This window comes from Phycisphaerales bacterium (assembly GCA_040221175.1).
In the GTDB taxonomy this organism is placed as follows: Bacteria; Planctomycetota; Phycisphaerae; order Phycisphaerales; family UBA1924; genus JAHCJI01.
This window is the reverse complement of sequence record JAVJVK010000001.1, coordinates 53,495-68,976: the sequence shown is the minus strand read 5'-3', so window position 1 is coordinate 68,976 and position 15,482 is coordinate 53,495. Positions and strand designations below refer to the sequence as shown.

The 15,482-nt window shown below is 66.0% G+C and carries 12 protein-coding genes and 1 tRNA gene; 11 read left to right on the top strand and 2 right to left on the bottom strand.

Features of this window, described 5'->3' with window-relative positions:
- The first annotated feature begins 70 nt into the window (after positions 1 to 70).
- The 3 genes from RIE32_00315 to RIE32_00305 all read left to right on the top strand — a co-directional run bounded on the left by RIE32_00315 (position 71) and on the right by RIE32_00305 (position 1,877).
- Positions 71 to 685 (top strand): sigma-70 family RNA polymerase sigma factor, encoded by a 615-nt coding sequence (locus tag RIE32_00315; protein ID MEQ9094685.1) that lies wholly within the window; start codon positions 71 to 73, stop codon positions 683 to 685.
- A complete protein-coding gene (locus RIE32_00310; protein ID MEQ9094684.1) occupies positions 682 to 972 on the top strand; it encodes a hypothetical protein in 291 nt (96 codons plus the stop codon). Before RIE32_00315 ends, RIE32_00310 begins: the two co-directional genes overlap by 4 nt.
- A 119-nt stretch (positions 973 to 1,091) precedes the next feature.
- On the top strand, positions 1,092 to 1,877 hold the full coding sequence (locus tag RIE32_00305; GenBank protein MEQ9094683.1) for a spondin domain-containing protein: 786 nt from the start codon (positions 1,092 to 1,094) through the stop codon (positions 1,875 to 1,877).
- Between the two features lie 68 nt (positions 1,878 to 1,945).
- Here the strand turns inward: RIE32_00305 and RIE32_00300 are convergent, their stop codons facing one another.
- Positions 1,946 to 3,367, bottom strand: a complete 1,422-nt coding sequence (locus RIE32_00300; protein MEQ9094682.1) for a hypothetical protein — start codon at positions 3,365 to 3,367, stop codon at positions 1,946 to 1,948.
- 55 nt (positions 3,368 to 3,422) lie between these two features.
- Positions 3,423 to 3,495: transfer RNA gene (locus RIE32_00295), tRNA-Phe, on the bottom strand.
- Positions 3,496 to 3,665: 170 nt separating this feature from the next.
- Between RIE32_00295 and RIE32_00290 the strand changes: the two genes are divergently transcribed.
- The 8 genes from RIE32_00290 to RIE32_00255 all read left to right on the top strand — a co-directional run bounded on the left by RIE32_00290 (position 3,666) and on the right by RIE32_00255 (position 15,303).
- Positions 3,666 to 4,139, top strand: coding sequence for a hypothetical protein (locus RIE32_00290; GenBank protein ID MEQ9094681.1), 474 nt, complete (start codon positions 3,666 to 3,668; stop codon positions 4,137 to 4,139).
- The gene (locus tag RIE32_00285) at positions 4,136 to 4,624 is read left to right on the top strand and encodes a glycosyltransferase (protein MEQ9094680.1); all 489 of its coding nucleotides are present in this window, start codon (positions 4,136 to 4,138) and stop codon (positions 4,622 to 4,624) included. The genes RIE32_00290 and RIE32_00285 overlap by 4 nt, the downstream gene beginning before the upstream one ends.
- Positions 4,625 to 4,696: 72 nt before the next feature.
- Positions 4,697 to 6,061 (top strand): nucleotide sugar dehydrogenase, encoded by a 1,365-nt coding sequence (locus RIE32_00280; GenBank protein ID MEQ9094679.1) that lies wholly within the window; start codon positions 4,697 to 4,699, stop codon positions 6,059 to 6,061.
- A 135-nt stretch (positions 6,062 to 6,196) separates the two neighbouring features.
- Entirely contained in the window at positions 6,197 to 7,285 is a 1,089-nt protein-coding gene (locus tag RIE32_00275) for a glycosyltransferase (protein ID MEQ9094678.1), read from the top strand.
- The gene (locus RIE32_00270) at positions 7,282 to 8,178 is read left to right on the top strand and encodes an exosortase/archaeosortase family protein (protein ID MEQ9094677.1); all 897 of its coding nucleotides are present in this window, start codon (positions 7,282 to 7,284) and stop codon (positions 8,176 to 8,178) included. The genes RIE32_00275 and RIE32_00270 overlap by 4 nt, the downstream gene beginning before the upstream one ends.
- Positions 8,179 to 8,193: 15 nt before the next feature.
- Positions 8,194 to 8,907 carry an exosortase-associated EpsI family protein gene (locus RIE32_00265; GenBank protein ID MEQ9094676.1) on the top strand — a complete coding sequence of 238 codons (714 nt, stop codon included), beginning with the start codon at positions 8,194 to 8,196 and terminating at the stop codon, positions 8,905 to 8,907.
- Positions 8,904 to 11,036: an AAA family ATPase gene (locus tag RIE32_00260; protein ID MEQ9094675.1), complete on the top strand. Its 2,133-nt coding sequence runs from the start codon at positions 8,904 to 8,906 to the stop codon at positions 11,034 to 11,036. The genes RIE32_00265 and RIE32_00260 overlap by 4 nt, the downstream gene beginning before the upstream one ends.
- A gap of 61 nt (positions 11,037 to 11,097) precedes the next feature.
- A complete protein-coding gene (locus RIE32_00255) occupies positions 11,098 to 15,303 on the top strand; it encodes a hypothetical protein (protein MEQ9094674.1) in 4,206 nt (1,401 codons plus the stop codon).
- Positions 15,304 to 15,482 lie beyond the last annotated feature (179 nt).

Genomic DNA, 15,482 nt, shown 5'->3' with positions numbered 1-15,482 from the left:
CATTATGCCCGCGGGCCGGGTACGCTGGCAAGATCGAACAAACCGATCCGGATCAAGACGTGGTGCTCGTATGAACAACGACCCGACCGACCGCGAGCCGAGCGTCGACCCCAGCCAATGGGTGGCCGCCCATGGCGACGCGCTGTACGCCTATGCGCTGCGCCGGCTGGGTGATGCGTCGCAGGCAGAGGATGCGGTCCAGGACTGCCTGCTGGCGGCCCTGGGGGCATCCCGGCCTTTTCGGGGGGATTCGGCCGAGCGGACGTGGCTGACGGGCATCCTGAAGCACAAGGTTCTGGACGTGCTGCGGGCCCGATATCGCCGCAAGGAGCACGCGTCGGGGCTTGCCGAGATGGCTTCGGCGCCGCTGGAGGACTTCTCCGATGGTTTCTGGCGGGTGCACCAGCAAGGATTTGGCGGCCCGAGCGACTCAGGGGAGAGCGCTTCGCCGCTGGGGGCCATGGAACGTGCGGAGTTCGCCCGCCGGGTAGCCCAGGCGGTGGAACGCCTGCCCGAACCGATGCGAGCGGTGCTGGTGCTGCGGGAGGTTGACGGGTTGAGTTCGGCCGAACTAGGAGAAGCCTTGGGCGTGACGCCCTCGCAGGTCTGGACGCTGGTGCACCGGGCGAAGGCTCGCGTGCGCCGCGAACTGGGCGGCGGCCGGGCCGCGGAGGGCGAGCGATGAAGCGCGCGCTCGCACTCATGAAGACGCTCTGGTACGTCCTTTCGCTTCGATGCGAAGAGGCCGACCGCATTCGAGCCAACTTCAATGATCCGGACGTGACGCGCGCCCAGAAGGTTGGCGAGCGGATGCACAGTGCGCTGTGCAGTTCGTGCCGGGCGGCCCGGCGCGCGATGCGCGACATCGGGGACGCTCTCGGGGAATTCGACGATTCGGGCGAACCCACGCCGATGCCTGAAGCGATGCAGCAGCGGCTTGTCGCGCGGCTTCGCGAGCACGATCACACGTAAGCTGACATTTTTCTGCGTGACGCGCAAGGTCATGGCTGCGCGCTCGACCCACCGGTCGAGCGGCGAGGGTTCGCCGCGCCGGGAGCCTTGAGAGAGACCCAACGAAGGAGACGCAGAAGATGAATCGCAACGCAGTCTTGATGCTCGCACTGGCGGCGCTGACCGCCGGGCCCGCGATGGCCCAGACCGTGCAGGTGCGGATCGAAAACCTCCAGGAATCCGGCGGGATGTCCTTCACGCCCTTTTTCCTCGGCTTCCATGATGGCAGCTTCGACGTGTTCGATGCCGGCACCATGGCCTCGGGCGGGATCACCGAGATCGCCGAACTGGGAGACACCGGGCCGCTGACCAGCCGCTTCATGACCGAACAGCCAGGTGGCGTGAGCACGACGTTCGCCGACCCGAGCGGCCCGCCGGTGTTCAGCCCGGGCGAGAGCGCCACGATCGACATCGACGTGGGCGATGCGAGCGAGAACCGCTTCTTCAACTACGCGTCGATGGTCGTGCCGACCAATGACCTGTTCGTCGGCAACGACATGTCGCGCGAGTTGTTCGACGCCAGCGGCCGCTTCCTCGGACCGGTCACGATCGACATCTTCGGCCGCAGCGTGTGGGACAACGGCACCGAGGTAAACGACATCACCGACGGACCCGCCTTCGTCGAAGGCATCGACGCGACCGGGGGCACCGCCGAGTTCGAGGACATCCAGGCATTCTTCTCTCGCCCGGGGGCCGACGCGTATCTGGCCTCGATCATCGGGACCACGACCGCGCCGGGCGATGAGATCACGCGCGTGTTCACCGAGGGCGAGTTGATCGGCCGGATCACCATCGTGCCGGCACCCGGCGTTGCCAGCCTCGGGATCATCGGCGGCCTGGGCATGATGGCCCGCCGACGTCGATAGCGCGACTCGGAACCTGCCTTGGTTTTTCGCCGCAGCCGCGTCGGGAACGCGCGGCTGCGGCGATGTTGTTATTGGTCCGGCTCTTCGAGCAGCATGTACAGGATGTTGTTCACGAAGTCGGGCGACCGCGTCAAGCCGAGGTGATCGGCATTGATGAACTGGACGCGATGCCAATCGACCGGGGAAACCAGCCCCACGGCATACCCGCTGCCCTGCCGCTCGTCCATGAGGGCGCTCGACCGCGTCACGGTGCCGTCGCCGGGAGATCGCCGGGTGACTGAGATGCGTCCATCTTCATCCACGGAGATCAGGTCGTTGGTGGGCATGGCATCGCCGATGAAGATGCGAATCTGCGTGCCCTCGGGCGGGCTGGCGGGGACGTCCAACGCACGAAACAGTTGGTCGGCGCGAGCCAGGCACTTGGCGAGATGATCCAGGGCGATGTCCCGACGCTCCTGCTCAGTCTGCACCTCGGGCAGAAGCCACTTGAGGACCCGGTCGGCCCTTGGGCTTGCCAGTCCCCAGCCGAATCGCTCCCAGGTCGTGACGTCGAGCACATCGACGGGCTCTCCTGATGAAGCCTCGATCACCGTCGCGTGGCGCGAGCGTGGGAGAAGCTGGTAGATCGCGGGCATGGTGCCGAGGATGGGCGCCCGGTAGTTGGGGAACAGCGGGTTGAGGTTCAGGCCCTCGACGAGTTGCTCGAGGGCCTTGGCTGACCCGGCGTTGGGCGTACCGATCAAGATGGCCTTCCGCACGTTCTTCGCGCCCGCCCAGGTCAGTTCAGGGAGCGAGCCGTCTTCGGGCAATGGGGCATCGCCGTAGCGCAGGTAATAACGCAACACGAGCCCGCCCATGGAGTGGGCGACGACGTCGACCTTTACGTGTTCGTCGGGTGCGAGTCCCTTGCCTTGTCGGGCCTGGTGCTGGGCGTCGAGGATCCGTTCGTGGAGCTCGGTGGCGTTCTCGGAGACGTCGCGCCGCCAGTCGTAGCCGTACTGAAAGCACGTGTAGTGCAGCCCGCCGTAGTCGACGGCGCCGCTGTTGCCCAGTTCTTCGTCGCGGTACTCCCCCACGGCCAGCGTCGTGAGGATGTCGACGTAGGCTCCGATGCGGATGCGGCGGAAAGGCGTGACGTCGGCGACGAGCAGATCGAGCACGCCGGGGCTGTACCCATCGTCGCGAAGATCTCGGAGGGGGACGCCCATGGCCATGGGCAGGGCCATCTCGCGAGCGCCGTCGGGCGTGTCGGCATCGGCGGCCCCATAGGTGAACGAGCCCCAGATCTTCTGGCCCGTGGTCCGGTTCTCGATGCGAGAGCCCAGGATGCCCGGAATAACGACCACCGGCGTGCGAGCATCGCCGATCTGCTGGGCAGGGGTGTTGTAGATGGCGGCCAGGTCGGCCATGGGAGCGTGGCAGGCGGGCAAGGCCAGGGCGGCCGCGGCGATCGCCAGCCATCGGGACGGCTGTTTTCGAGGGGTTCGCATCCCCGCCCCCGCGTGGGACGCCGAGGCGTCCACCAATCGGTCAGAACCTTGGAAATGGGCAGACCCGGACTTGAACCGGGGACACCGGCATTTTCAATGCCGTGCTCTACCAACTGAGCTATCTGCCCCGCCGCCGCCGGATTGGGCCCGTCGGCGTCAGGGGCGAGTATACACCCACTGTCGTCCGGCGGAAAGCCGATGGGGTGCGCCGAGTCGTCGGCGGGTGGCGCGACCGCTCGTACCCTCATGCCCGGCCCTCGAACGGCCGATAGCCGGAGTGACGGGAGGAGACCGCCCCTTGGCAGACCGGAAAACAACCAAACGCGAGCCTCGCGTCCTGGCCATCGCGTCGGGCGGCGGCCACTGGGTGCAGTTGCTCCGGCTGCGGCCGGCCTTCGAGGGGGCCCGGGTGACGTATGTCAGCGTCCGGCCTGCCTACGCCAGCGACGTGCCGGGCGAGCGGTTCGTGTCCATCAACGACGCGACGCGGTGGGACAGGGTGGGCCTGGCTCGCATGGCCTTCAAGCTCCTGGTGATTATGCTGCGGGTGCGACCGAACGTGGTCATCTCGACCGGTGCGGCGCCGGGCTACTTCGCCATCCGCCTGGGCAAGGTGCTCGGGGCGCGGACGATCTGGCTGGACAGCATCGCCAACGTCGAGGAGATGTCGATGACCGGCATGCTTGTCAAGGACCACGCCACGCTGTGGATGACCCAGTGGCCGCATCTGGCCGGCGAGGGTGGGCCCGCCTGCCACGGGAGCGTGTTGTGATTTTCGTCACCGTGGGCGCCCAGATGGCCTTCGACCGCATGATCCGGGCCGTGGACCAGTGGGCCAAGGATGCGGGCCGGACGGACGTGTTCGCTCAGATCGGACCTGCCGAGTATGTGCCCGAGCACATCGAGCACACGGGGTTCCTGGAGCCACCGCAGTTCGCCGAGCGGGCTCGGGCGGCCGACGTCATCGTGGCTCATGCGGGCATGGGGTCGATCATCACGGCCTTGACGATGGGCAAGCCCATCCTGGTCATGCCCCGGCGGGGCGACCTTCGGGAGACTCGCAACGACCATCAGGTGGCCACGGCCCGCCGGCTGAGCGAATTGGGCAAGGTGGCGGTGGCGATGGATGAGAAAGAACTCATCGAGCGGCTTGGGCGTCTTGAGGAACTCAGGGCGGCCGGCGCGATCGGCCCCAATGCCCAAGACTCGCTCATCGCCGCGGTACGCGGGGTGGTATTCGGCGACGTGGCCCGATAGCTACGTGACTTAGGATCATGCGGGGTCCGAGGATGGCCGATAGCCACCGAAGACCCAGGGAGTACACGAGCGATGAGCGAAGCGACCATGGACGCAACGGTGGCACACGGCCTGAAGACCAAACTTGAGACGAACACCGCGATGGTGGGCGTGATCGGCTTGGGATACGTCGGGCTGCCGCTGGCGGCGAGCCTGCATGAAGGTGGACTGCCCGTGCTCGGGCTGGACGTCGACCCCACCAAGATCGAGGCGCTCGGCCGGGGCGAGAATTATCTCAAGCACCTGGGCGACGAAATGACCCGGACGCTGGCAGGCAGCGATCGCTTCGAGGCCACGAGCGACTTTTCTCGGCTGGCCGACGCGGACGTCATCATCGTGTGCCTGCCCACGCCGCTTGGGAAGCACCACGAGCCAGACCTGAGCTACGTCGTGGTCGCGGGCGAGCAGATTGGCCGCACGCTGCGGGCCGGCCAACTCATCGCGCTGGAATCGACGACGTACCCCGGAACCACGCGGGGTGAGTTCCTGGAGGCCATTGAACGCGAGGCGCGCAAGCGCGGCGTGAACCTTGCATGCGGCAAGGACTACTTCGTCGCCTACTCGCCCGAGCGAGAGGACCCGGGCCGCCAGAGCCATACGACCAGCACCATCCCCAAGTTGGTGGGCGGACTTGACGACACCTCGACTGACTTGGCGATGCAGATGTACGCCAAGGGCATCGAGAACCTGCACCGCGTGGACAGCGCCGAGATCGCCGAGGCTGCCAAGCTGCTGGAGAACATCTTCCGCGCCGTCAACATCGCGATGGTCAACGAGATGAAGCTCATCCTGACCCGCATGGGCATCGACGTGTGGAAGGTCATCGAGGCGGCCAGCACCAAGCCCTTCGGGTTCATGCCCTTCTACCCCGGCCCTGGCCTGGGCGGGCACTGCATCCCGATCGATCCGTTCTACCTGACGTGGAAGGCGCGGGAGTTCGGGCACGTGACGCGGTTCATCGAGCTGGCCGGCGAGATCAACCACGCCATGCCGGCGTACGTCGTCGATCGCTTGGCGAGTGCCCTGAACCAGCACGGCAAGCCCGTGCACGGCTCGAAGGTGCTGGTGCTGGGCCTGGCGTACAAGCCCGATGTGGACGACACGCGTGAGAGCCCGTCGTTCGAGGTCATCGAGCTGTTGCGCGAGCGTGGAGCCAGCGTGGACTACAGCGATCCGCACGTGCCCAAGACCGTGCCCGTGCGCAAGCACGACCTCCAGATGCACTCGGTGGAACTCACGCCCGACAACCTGAAGAAGTTCGACGCCGTGATCGTGGTGACGAACCACAAGGCGTTTGATTACGCCGCGATCGCCCAGCACGCGAGCCTGGTCGTCGACACCCGCAACGCCATGGCGGCCTACGCCGATGGCATGGGCGACCGGCTCGTGAAGGCCTGACCGGTGGCGGCCGTCGCGAGCACCAGAGCGTCCCTGCTCAGCTCCGCCGCGGACACGGTGCGCACGTTCGACGGCGTGATTTGCTTCGGCGGAGTGGACTGGTGGTACCACAATCGCGGGCACTATGATCTGCAGATGATGCGGGAATTGAGCGCTCGCGTGCCGGTGCTCTACGTCAACTCCATCGGCATGCGCGTGCCCCGACCGGGCAAAGGCGGCATGTTCGTCAAGCGCGTGCTGCGCAAGCTCAAGAGCTTTAGCCACGGGCTGACCAGGGTGCGCGAAGGGTTCTGGGTGCTCAGCCCGGTCGTGGCGCCCGCCGGGCTCGGCGCGAGCGTGAATGAACGAGCGCTCATGATGCAGGTCCGCCGGGCCGCGCGCAAGGCGGGCATCCGCAATCCGCTGGTGTGGGTCGCTTGTCCGCCCGGGCAGCCGGTCGTCGATGCGCTAGACCCCGTGGGCGTGGTGTACCAGCGCACGGATCGCTTCGAGGAGTACCGCGGCGTCGACCGCCAGCGGATCTCGCGATTTGATCGGCTGTTGAAGGAGCGAGCGGACGTTACGCTCTTCTGCTCGAGTTGGTTGATGGATCAGGAACGCGACCAGCCGCGGGGTTCGGCGTTCGTCGACCACGGCGTGGACTACGAGCCCTTCGAGGCCGCCGGGCTCGGCGAGACGCCTGCACCGGCGGACACGACCGACCTGCCGCGCCCGCTGGTGGGCTTCGTGGGCGGCATCGATGCGCATACGTTCGATCCGGAGCTGTTCCTCGAAGTCGCCAAGGCTGTTCCAGAAGCCACGTTCATGCTGGTCGGCGGGTGCAGCCTACCCGAGGATTGGTGCACGCTGACAAACGTGCGGCAGCTCGGCCAGCGACCCTATGAACAGGTGCCCGGCTATATGGCCGCCGCCGACGTGTTGATCATGCCGTGGAATCGGAGCGAGTGGATCCGAGCCTGCAACCCGGTGAAGCTTAAGGAATATCTCGCCGTGGGGAGGCCCATTGTAAGTACGCCATTTCCAGAACTACGGCGGTACGACGGCCTGGTGCGCGTGGGCGAGACGGCCGAGGAATTCGCTCGGCATGTGCGACATGCACTTGAGAACGACTTCGATCCCACGCCGGGCCGCGATCGAGTCCGCGCCCAGACGTGGACGGCCAAGGCCGATGCGGTGCTGGAGGTGCTGCGTGACCGCGGCATCGCGAGCGTGGATGCGTCATGACCTCGGTAGCAGCATCCATCCCGGTGCATGAAGCGCGTTCGGGCTGGACTGCGGGCCGTATCTCGTGGCTGGTCGTGCTGCTGGGGCTCGCCGTGGTCGCCGCGCTGCCGAGTTGGCACAACGTGCTGGACCTGGCGCTTCGCAGCGATGAATACTCGCACATGCTGCTGGTGTTGCCCGTCTTCGGGCTGCTGCTGTGGCAACGTCGGTCTCGGCTCGCGGCGGTCGCACCCAACTACAGCCTTTGGGGCGCCGTGCTGGCGGTGGCGGGCGTGGCGATGGACTTCATTGGCTTCGCAAGCCAGATCGACGCGATCAAGGACCTGGGCATGGTGGTCATGCTCGTGGCGGCCGTCGTGGCCGTCGCGGGGTGGCGCTGGCCGCTGGCGGCGCTGCCGGCCTTTGGAGTTCTGCTGTTCCTGGTGCCGGTACCCGGGCGGCTGCGGCAGCAGATTGCCAAGCCGTTGCAGGAGGTCTCCGCTTCCATCACCGAATGGATCCTCGGATTGCTGGGTCAGCCGGTAGTGCGGTGGGGCAACGTCCTTGAGATCAACGGCATCGAGGTGGCCGTCGCAGAAGCGTGTAATGGCATGCGCATGGTCGTGGCCCTGGCGCTGGTGGCATACGCGTTTGCCTTCTCGATGCCCTTGCGGCCCTGGGCGCGCGTGGTGATCCTGGTGGCCAGCCCGCTGATCGCCGTTCTCGCCAACGTGCTTCGGCTGGGGCCGACGGTGCTCTCCTACGGCTACCTCGATCTGGAGTTGGCCGACTTTGTTCACGACGTGAGCGGCTGGCTCGTGCTCGTGGTCGCCCTGGGCGTGCTGTGGGGCTCGGTCGCCCTGGCTCGATGGCTGGAACTGCCGATCGAACCCGAGGCATCGAAGCCACGTTAGTATTTTTGGAGGGGCATGTCCGTACACCCGCGTCAACTCGTCATCGCCGCCCTGGCGGTCGGACTCACGGCCTTCGTGCTGGCGGCGATGTCGCTGTACACGATCTTCTCGATTCGGCCGACCGGGCAGGACGCGTACTTCAAGCGGGTCGAGACGGTCATCGAGTCGCTGCCCAGGCACATCGGGCGGTTCCAGGGGGCTGATCAGCCTCCTCTGCCGGCGTCGATCGAACTGCTGCGCCCCAATAAGCTGCTCCAGCGTCGATATGAGGATGCTCTCAGCGGAGAAGGGTTCTCCATCCTGATTGTGCATTGCGGGGACGTGCGAGACATGCAGGGCCACTATCCGCCGGAGTGCTACCCAAGCAGCGGCTGGACGGTCGAGGAGACCACGCCCGAGACGATCGAGCGTTCCACCGGCGGGCCCATTCCCATAACCCGCTACGTGGTCAGCCGCGGCGAAGAACCTGACCGGAATGTACGGGTAATCGCGAACACGTTTGTGGTGCCACGAGCCGATAGCCCCTTGGGGCGCGATGACAGCATCCTGGATCGGGTGACGCGCACCAGGTGGAGTTCGGGTCTGGGGGCGGCCCAGGTGCAGATCATCACCGAAGCCCAGATGGACCCGCAAACGCGTCGCGAGATCGAACGCGCCGTGGCCGAAGAACTGCAAGGATTGATCGACGCGGTGGCATCGCCCCGCGTGGGAGAAGGGGAGCCGACGTGAGCAGCCAGCAGGATCCGCATCTGGACGCGTGGATGGAGCCCGAGGAGGCTCCGCGCCACGGGCAGACCAGCAACCCGATCCTGATGGTGCACCGCGCCCTGCGCGGTCGGTACCTGCTCGCCGCTGCGATTGGCGCCATCCTGGCGGTGCCCGGTGCGCTGGTTGGTTACAACCTAATGGCGCCGGTGTACACGAGCACGGGAGTGATCAGCATCGACCCAGCCGGGCGTCGCCTGATCTACGACACCGAGTTCAATGAGCAGATCGCTTCGTTCGACTCGTTCGTGCGTTCGCAGGCAACGACGCTGCAGAGCCCGCGTGTGATGCAGGCCGCGGCCGACGAGTTGACCAAGGTGGGCAAGTTGCCCGCGGGCCAGCCCAACTGGATCCGGCTTCAACGCGCCTCGGAAGTCTCCGTACCCAGGGGCAGCCGCGAGATCTACCTGCGGGTCACGATGCGAGACCCCCGGCTGGCCAAGGACGCGGCCGAGACGATCCTTAACTCTTACGCAACAATCGCTAAAGAAGAAGGCAATGAGGTCTGGGATCGACAGATAACGCAGTTGGAGGGAATTCGGGACATCGCACGGCGTGATCGCGATGCCGCGCTGGCCCAGGCACGCCGGCTCGCCGAGGGCCAGGGTACGGTCGACCTGGATCGTCGCCGGCTGTTCGTGCAGCAACAACTCGAGGCGATCGAAAGGCAGATCCAGGCGCTCGAGATCGAGCGCCCAACGCTCGTCGAACCAGCCGCAGCCCAGGACGGCGAGCCCGAGCGTGAACTGACGCCCAACGACTATGCCCAGATCGATCCTGACATGGCCGCGCTGGTGAGCCAGCGACGGGATCTCGAGCAATCGATGTCGGCCATGCTCAGCCGCGTGACGGACCGCCATCCCGACTATCTTGCGGCCAGCGATGAATTGGCTTCAGTGAACAAGCGCATCAATGAGCGCATGATCGTCCTGGAAGAGATGGATCTGGGCATTGGCAACGGCGCCGGGCTGGGCGGGCTTGGCATCCGCCTTGAATCGCTCAGGAAAATCAAGGCCGAACGCGCAGCGGAAGCAAAGAACCTGGCCGAGGTAGCGCTGGATATCCGCACATACGAGGTCGAGGCTCAAGCCGCCCAGGAGCGATTCGACCTGGCGGCGAAGGAAATCGAGGCGTTGACGACCGAGCGGCAAGCCTCAAACGAGGGCCGCATCCGCATCGCCCAGCAGGCCGAGACGCCCTTCCAGCCCAGCGAAGACCGCCGACTGCCACTGGCGGCCGTGGGCGCGATGGGTGGATTCGGGCTGTCTCTGGCCGCTTTTGCCGGATATGGCCTGCTGCACCCGCGTTATCGCTACGTGGCCGACCTCGAAGAAGAGTCGGCGGCTCCGCCGGTCCTCGGGCTCGTGCCACAGGTGGAGGAAGGCCGTATCGAAGACGACGAAGCCGCGCAGGCCGGCGTGCACCAGATCCGCAGCCTGCTCGAGTCGGTGCCACACAAGGGCAACGCACGGGTGATCGTCGTGACCAGCGCCATGGCTGCCGAGGGCAAGAGCACGCTGGCAGCGGCCCTGGCTGCATCGATGGCCAGGGCCGGTCGCTCGACCTTGCTGATCGATGCCGATCTGATCGGTCGTGGCGTGACGGGCCGGCTCTCGGCTCGGCGTCTGGCGGGCCTGACCGATCGCATCGCCAGTGCGCACGACAACGGCCAGATCCACGAGGTCGAGGGCCGAGAAAACCTGGATCTGATGCCCGCCGGCGTGGCCGAAGGCTTCGATGCCGAGCGTCTGTCCAGCCAGGCGATGGGCGATCTGCTGGCATCGCTGCGGACCCGCTACGACGCAATCGTGGTCGACACGGGACCGATCCTTGGCAGCCTGGAGGCCAACGCGGTGGTTCCCCACGTCGATCAGGTGGTGCTGGTCGTGTCGCGCGGGCAGAACACGCGGCTGGTGAAGGTGGCCATCGATCGCCTGCACCGATTCCACGCCGGTCGTATCGGAATGGTCTTCAATCGGGCGGCCCGGGCTGACATCGAACGCAGCACGAGCGCGGCGTCCATCAGCTTCCGCTCGCGGATGGCATCGCGGCCCGAGGCCGAGCAGGCCCAGAGCGTCTCGTCAAGCGCATGAACGCGAATAACACAATTCGTCCGGCCAGGACGCAGGACTTCATGGAAGGGAGGTTCGCTCCATGAACCGGCGAACCAGGCGTCGCTTGATCGTTCTTGGAATCGTGGGCGGCACGGTCGTCGCGGCCGGTGTGGGCGGCACCGCCGTACGCAAGATGCAGCGGGAGCGCTTGGCCGAGACCTCGCTGACCGAGGGGCTGGCCGCGTACGAGGCGGGCGACTATCCGCTTGCGCGTCGCAAGCTGGGCACCCACCTGCGCATCAAGGGCCCGCAAGCCGAGGCGCTCACCGCGCTGGGCGATGCGCAGCGGCACGTGGTGGAGCCGAACGGCAAGCACCTGATCGCGGCCCGGAGCTACCTGGATCGTGCAATCGAACTCGATCCGGAGAACGACAAGGCCCGTGAGATCCTGCTCGACATCCATGCGCAGCTTGGCAACTGGCGAGAACTCGCCCAGCGTGCCACCGAGTTGCTGGAACGCCAGCCTGCCAATGCCCGCTTTGCTCGCAATCGAATCGAAGCACACCTCCAGCGAAATGCCAGCGAGGATGCTCTGGAAGCGGCCCGTGCGTTCGTGGAAGCGCAGGAGGGCTCGATCGAGTCTCATCTGGAGATGTTGCGGGTCTATCGAAGACTCCAGCGGAACGCACGGCTGCAGCGAGAGTACATCGAGCAGGAGGTTGCGCCCCAGCACGAGGGCACAACGTCTCTAGCGGTGCTCCGTGCTTCGGTCGAGTTCGACGCGGGCCGAGTGGCCGAGGCGACCGACCTGCTCACGCAGGCAGCCGAGTCCGGCCCGACCGAAGGTTCGGGGGCCCGCATGCTGCTGGAGTCCACGGAGCTTATCGCGGCCGTCACGAGGAACTGGTCGCTGTACGATCAATCCCAGACATGGCTCGTGCGCTGGCTGGAAGACGACGCGATGGCGCCGTCGCTCTCGGTCGTCGCCGCGGGCCGGGCCTGGCGCGATGGAGACCCTCAGGGCGCCGTCGACCATGCGCTTCGAGCGCTGAACACCACGCCCGAAACCGAAGCGGTGTTTGCCTGGGGCGTGCTGGGCGCCATCGATCTCGGCTACCACGCCGAAGCGGCCGAGTTGCGTGCAGCATTCGAGGATCTCGTGACGGACGAGGATCGCGCTCGCGCCGAGGGCTGGCGGATGGTGTTCACTGCCGCGGAACGACGTGCGGCCGGCCTGCCCGCGGACGAGCAGCCCCTGGTGACCGACGGCGCCACGGTGTCCAATATGCTCGGGCCCGACGCGGTCGCGGTTTACTACGACGCGCTGGCTGACATCGATCGCCGGAATCTCCGTGACGCGACCGATCGTCTTGCCGGCTTGGGGCAGCAGCCAAGTTGGAGGCGCGCTCGATTCATGCTCGCCAGCACGCTGGTGCTCATGGATCGCGTCGAGGATGCTCTTCGTGTGTTTAGCGCTGATGATCGCTTGAAGGACGTACCCGGCGGCAGCCAGTTGTTCTCGGAGATCGTCTCGCGGATTGCCGAGAAGGCCGACAACCTCGACCCGAAGTTCGCCGAGAAAATCGACGAGGTGCTCACCAAGCAACCCGAGAATCCGATTGCACTTGCAATGGCCGGACGTTTTGCCGTCGCGACGCGTGATCTTGAGTTCGCGGTCGAACTGGGCAACCGTTTGGCCGAGACCGAAGCGGCCCAAGCTGCGATGTCGGCCATCCAGTTTGCGGCTGGCCTTGAGCCGTTCGATCCGGCCGTCGCGCGAGCCGTGGTCGATCGCGTCGCCGAGACGGCCACCACGGCTCCACAGGTCGCCGCGGCTGCCTCGGGCCTTGCCATCCTCGGTGATGCGGCCGCGGGTCGTGCACTGTTGGAGCAGCGCGCCGGCGACCCTGTGGGTGGCACGGAGCAGCAGTGGGCGCTGGCACGCGTGCAGTTGGCCAACACGATCGACGACGCGCAGAGCCTCGAAACGCTGGATCGCATTTCGGCTGCAAATTCCGGCGATCAGCAGATCCAACTTGCGATCCTCAACAGCCCGGTGATCTGGAACGACCTGGATCGCGCGGGGTTGGTTATCAACCGGCTTCGCGAGACCCAGGGTGAAGCGGGCACCGAGGGTCGCATCTTCGAGGCACGCCGTCTCCTGGAGCGAGACGATTCGGCTGAAGGGGCCAGCGCCGCCGTGGCCCTGTTGGGCGAGGTCTTCCGCACCGATCGCGGCAAGAGGGACACCCGGGCGTTTCTGCTTGCGGCCGACGCCTACGAGCGACTTGGCCCGCTCGAGTCGGAACTGGACGCACTGCGTCGGGCCGCTGATGGCAACGATCCGCTGGCCGCACTGCCACGACTGATCCTTCGGCTCCAGGATACGGGCCGCGCCAACGAGGCTGCCACCCTGTTACGGAAGTTCGCCGACCAGGGCAATGTTTCGCTGTCGCAACGCCAGGTGCGTCTGCGCCTGCTGGACCGGCAGGGCATGCGGGATCTTGCATCGCGCGACGTCGCTGCGCTGGCCGACGCGGGGGTGCCACGCTACGTGCTTCGCGCCGGCGTCGAAACCCGGGCGATGGGCTCTGGGATTCCACTTCGTGAAGATGAGATCGCAGCCCTTCAGGTGGAGTTGCCGCCCGAAGCGGAGATCTTCGCTGCCCGCTTGCTGGCACGTGTCGGCCGATTCGATGAAGGGCTGGAGCGTCTCCAGGCGCTGCCGGCGGAATCCGACGCGGGCAAACGGCAACTCGTGGTGGCGAGATTCCTCGCCGAGCATGAGCGGACCGACGAGGCAGTCCAATACCTCGTCGCCGAGGCTGAGGCGTCGAACGACGCCGATCTGTGGCAGGAGGCCGCCCGACTGCTGGTGGGTGCCGAACGGATCGACGAGGCGGTGTCGGTGCTCGAGCAAGGCATCTCGGCGCTGCCCGAAAGTGCATCGCTGACCACATTCCGCGACTCGATCACGCAATCGGGAGAGATGTCTCCCTTCACGAGAATGGCGCGCTTTGCGGCATCGACGGGGAACCGAGACGACGCCGACCCCGGCATGGCCGAACTGAGCGCGATCGCTGACAGATACGTCAAGGGCGACATCGATCTGGTTCAGGCAGCGGCCCAACTGGACGAACTCTCAAAGCGTCGCGCGACGCTCTATCCAGTATGGCCACTCATCATCGCCGCATATGAGGAACTGAACCAGCCCCAGCGGGCCGTGCAGCGTGCTCGCGATGCGGTCGGTGCGATGCCGGGCGATGCGCGTCCGGCACGTGACGCGACGCAATTGCTCTTCCGGCTTGAGAGCTACGACGATGCGGCGGGGATGGCCGATCGCTGGCGATCCCTGGCTCAAGACGCCAAGGGTCAGGCCGACGCTTCGATCGCCTTGGGCATCGCAGAGTTCCGTCGCGGCAACATCGGACGAGCCATCAACCTCTTGCAGCCGCTATCCGATCAGATGCTCGCGGATCCTGTCACAAACGCGATCGCATTGCAGACGTTGATCGAATCGCTGACGCTCAACGACCAGATGGCAGCGGCAGGCGATCTTCTGGACCAGTTGCCCGGGAGCGAGGCCCGATGGGCCGAGTTCAAGGCTTCGATGGCGGCGGTTGCGCCCCCCAACAGCGAGAACGTCGCACGGGCGAAGGCGTGGCTGGAACAAGTCGAGCCACGGTTGGCCGACTCGGCAACCGGCGTGGCGACCTTGGCCTCGTCGTGGATGAGCCTTGCCAATCGCACGAGCAACCCAGAGTTTGCCAACTACGCTATTGCGATGGCCGAGTCGGCCAAGGGCACGGAAAGGGATACCTGGCAACTCCGAGCGATCCTCGCCACAGCGCTCGAGGCGACCGGGGCCTACGAACAGGCCGTCGCCGCGTACGAGCAGGCCATGCAGATGGCCGGCCGGCGGATTCCCGCGTTGCTGAACAATGCGGCGTGGCTGCTGACGAATCACCTTGGCGAGCACACCAGAGCGATCACCATGGCCCGTGAAGCCATTGTGGCATCGCAGGGTCGGAATGAACCTACGGGGAACCTGGCCACGTACCACCACACGCTGGGTATGGCGCTTCTTGCTACGGGAGATGCCCAGGGGGCTCTGCGGGCGTTCGACTCGGGGCTCCGCATCGCCAGCACGACGTCGCTGCGCCTGGGCCGTATCGAGGCCCTCGTGGCCAACGAGCAGCAGTCCGAGGCCCGGCTGGAACTGAATCGTCTGCGCCCGGACAGCACGTGGACCAAGACGAACGCCGATCGCTATGAAGCCCTGCAACGGGTTCTCGGGACAGGATAACCTATTTAAACCCAAACAAAGCGTGAAGACTCGTGTTGGTCGCAGATAAGCGTGACTAAATACACGTACTTGCGCTTGCAAAGGACCACAATCCTGTGGTATTCTTTGAGTGTTCGGTGTGCCGCGTGCATCGGGTGCCGTGTTTGCGTCGAACGGGAAAGAAGAGATTTGCGGTTTCC

Bases quoted from the DNA above. Each gene is read 5' to 3' on its own strand.
- RIE32_00265 (MEQ9094676.1), top strand. From the start codon at position 8,194: ATGTCCGTACACCCGCGTCAACTCGTCATCGCCGCCCTGGCGGTCGGA.
- RIE32_00275 (MEQ9094678.1), top strand. From the start codon at position 6,197: ATGATGCGGGAATTGAGCGCTCGCGTGCCGGTGCTCTACGTCAACTCC.
- RIE32_00305 (MEQ9094683.1), top strand. From the start codon at position 1,092: ATGAATCGCAACGCAGTCTTGATGCTCGCACTGGCGGCGCTGACCGCC.
- RIE32_00280 (MEQ9094679.1), top strand. From the start codon at position 4,697: ATGAGCGAAGCGACCATGGACGCAACGGTGGCACACGGCCTGAAGACC.
- RIE32_00300 (MEQ9094682.1), bottom strand. From the start codon at position 3,367: ATGCGAACCCCTCGAAAACAGCCGTCCCGATGGCTGGCGATCGCCGCG.
- RIE32_00310 (MEQ9094684.1), top strand. From the start codon at position 682: ATGAAGCGCGCGCTCGCACTCATGAAGACGCTCTGGTACGTCCTTTCG.
- RIE32_00270 (MEQ9094677.1), top strand. From the start codon at position 7,282: ATGACCTCGGTAGCAGCATCCATCCCGGTGCATGAAGCGCGTTCGGGC.
- RIE32_00255 (MEQ9094674.1), top strand. From the start codon at position 11,098: ATGAACCGGCGAACCAGGCGTCGCTTGATCGTTCTTGGAATCGTGGGC.
- RIE32_00315 (MEQ9094685.1), top strand. From the start codon at position 71: ATGAACAACGACCCGACCGACCGCGAGCCGAGCGTCGACCCCAGCCAA.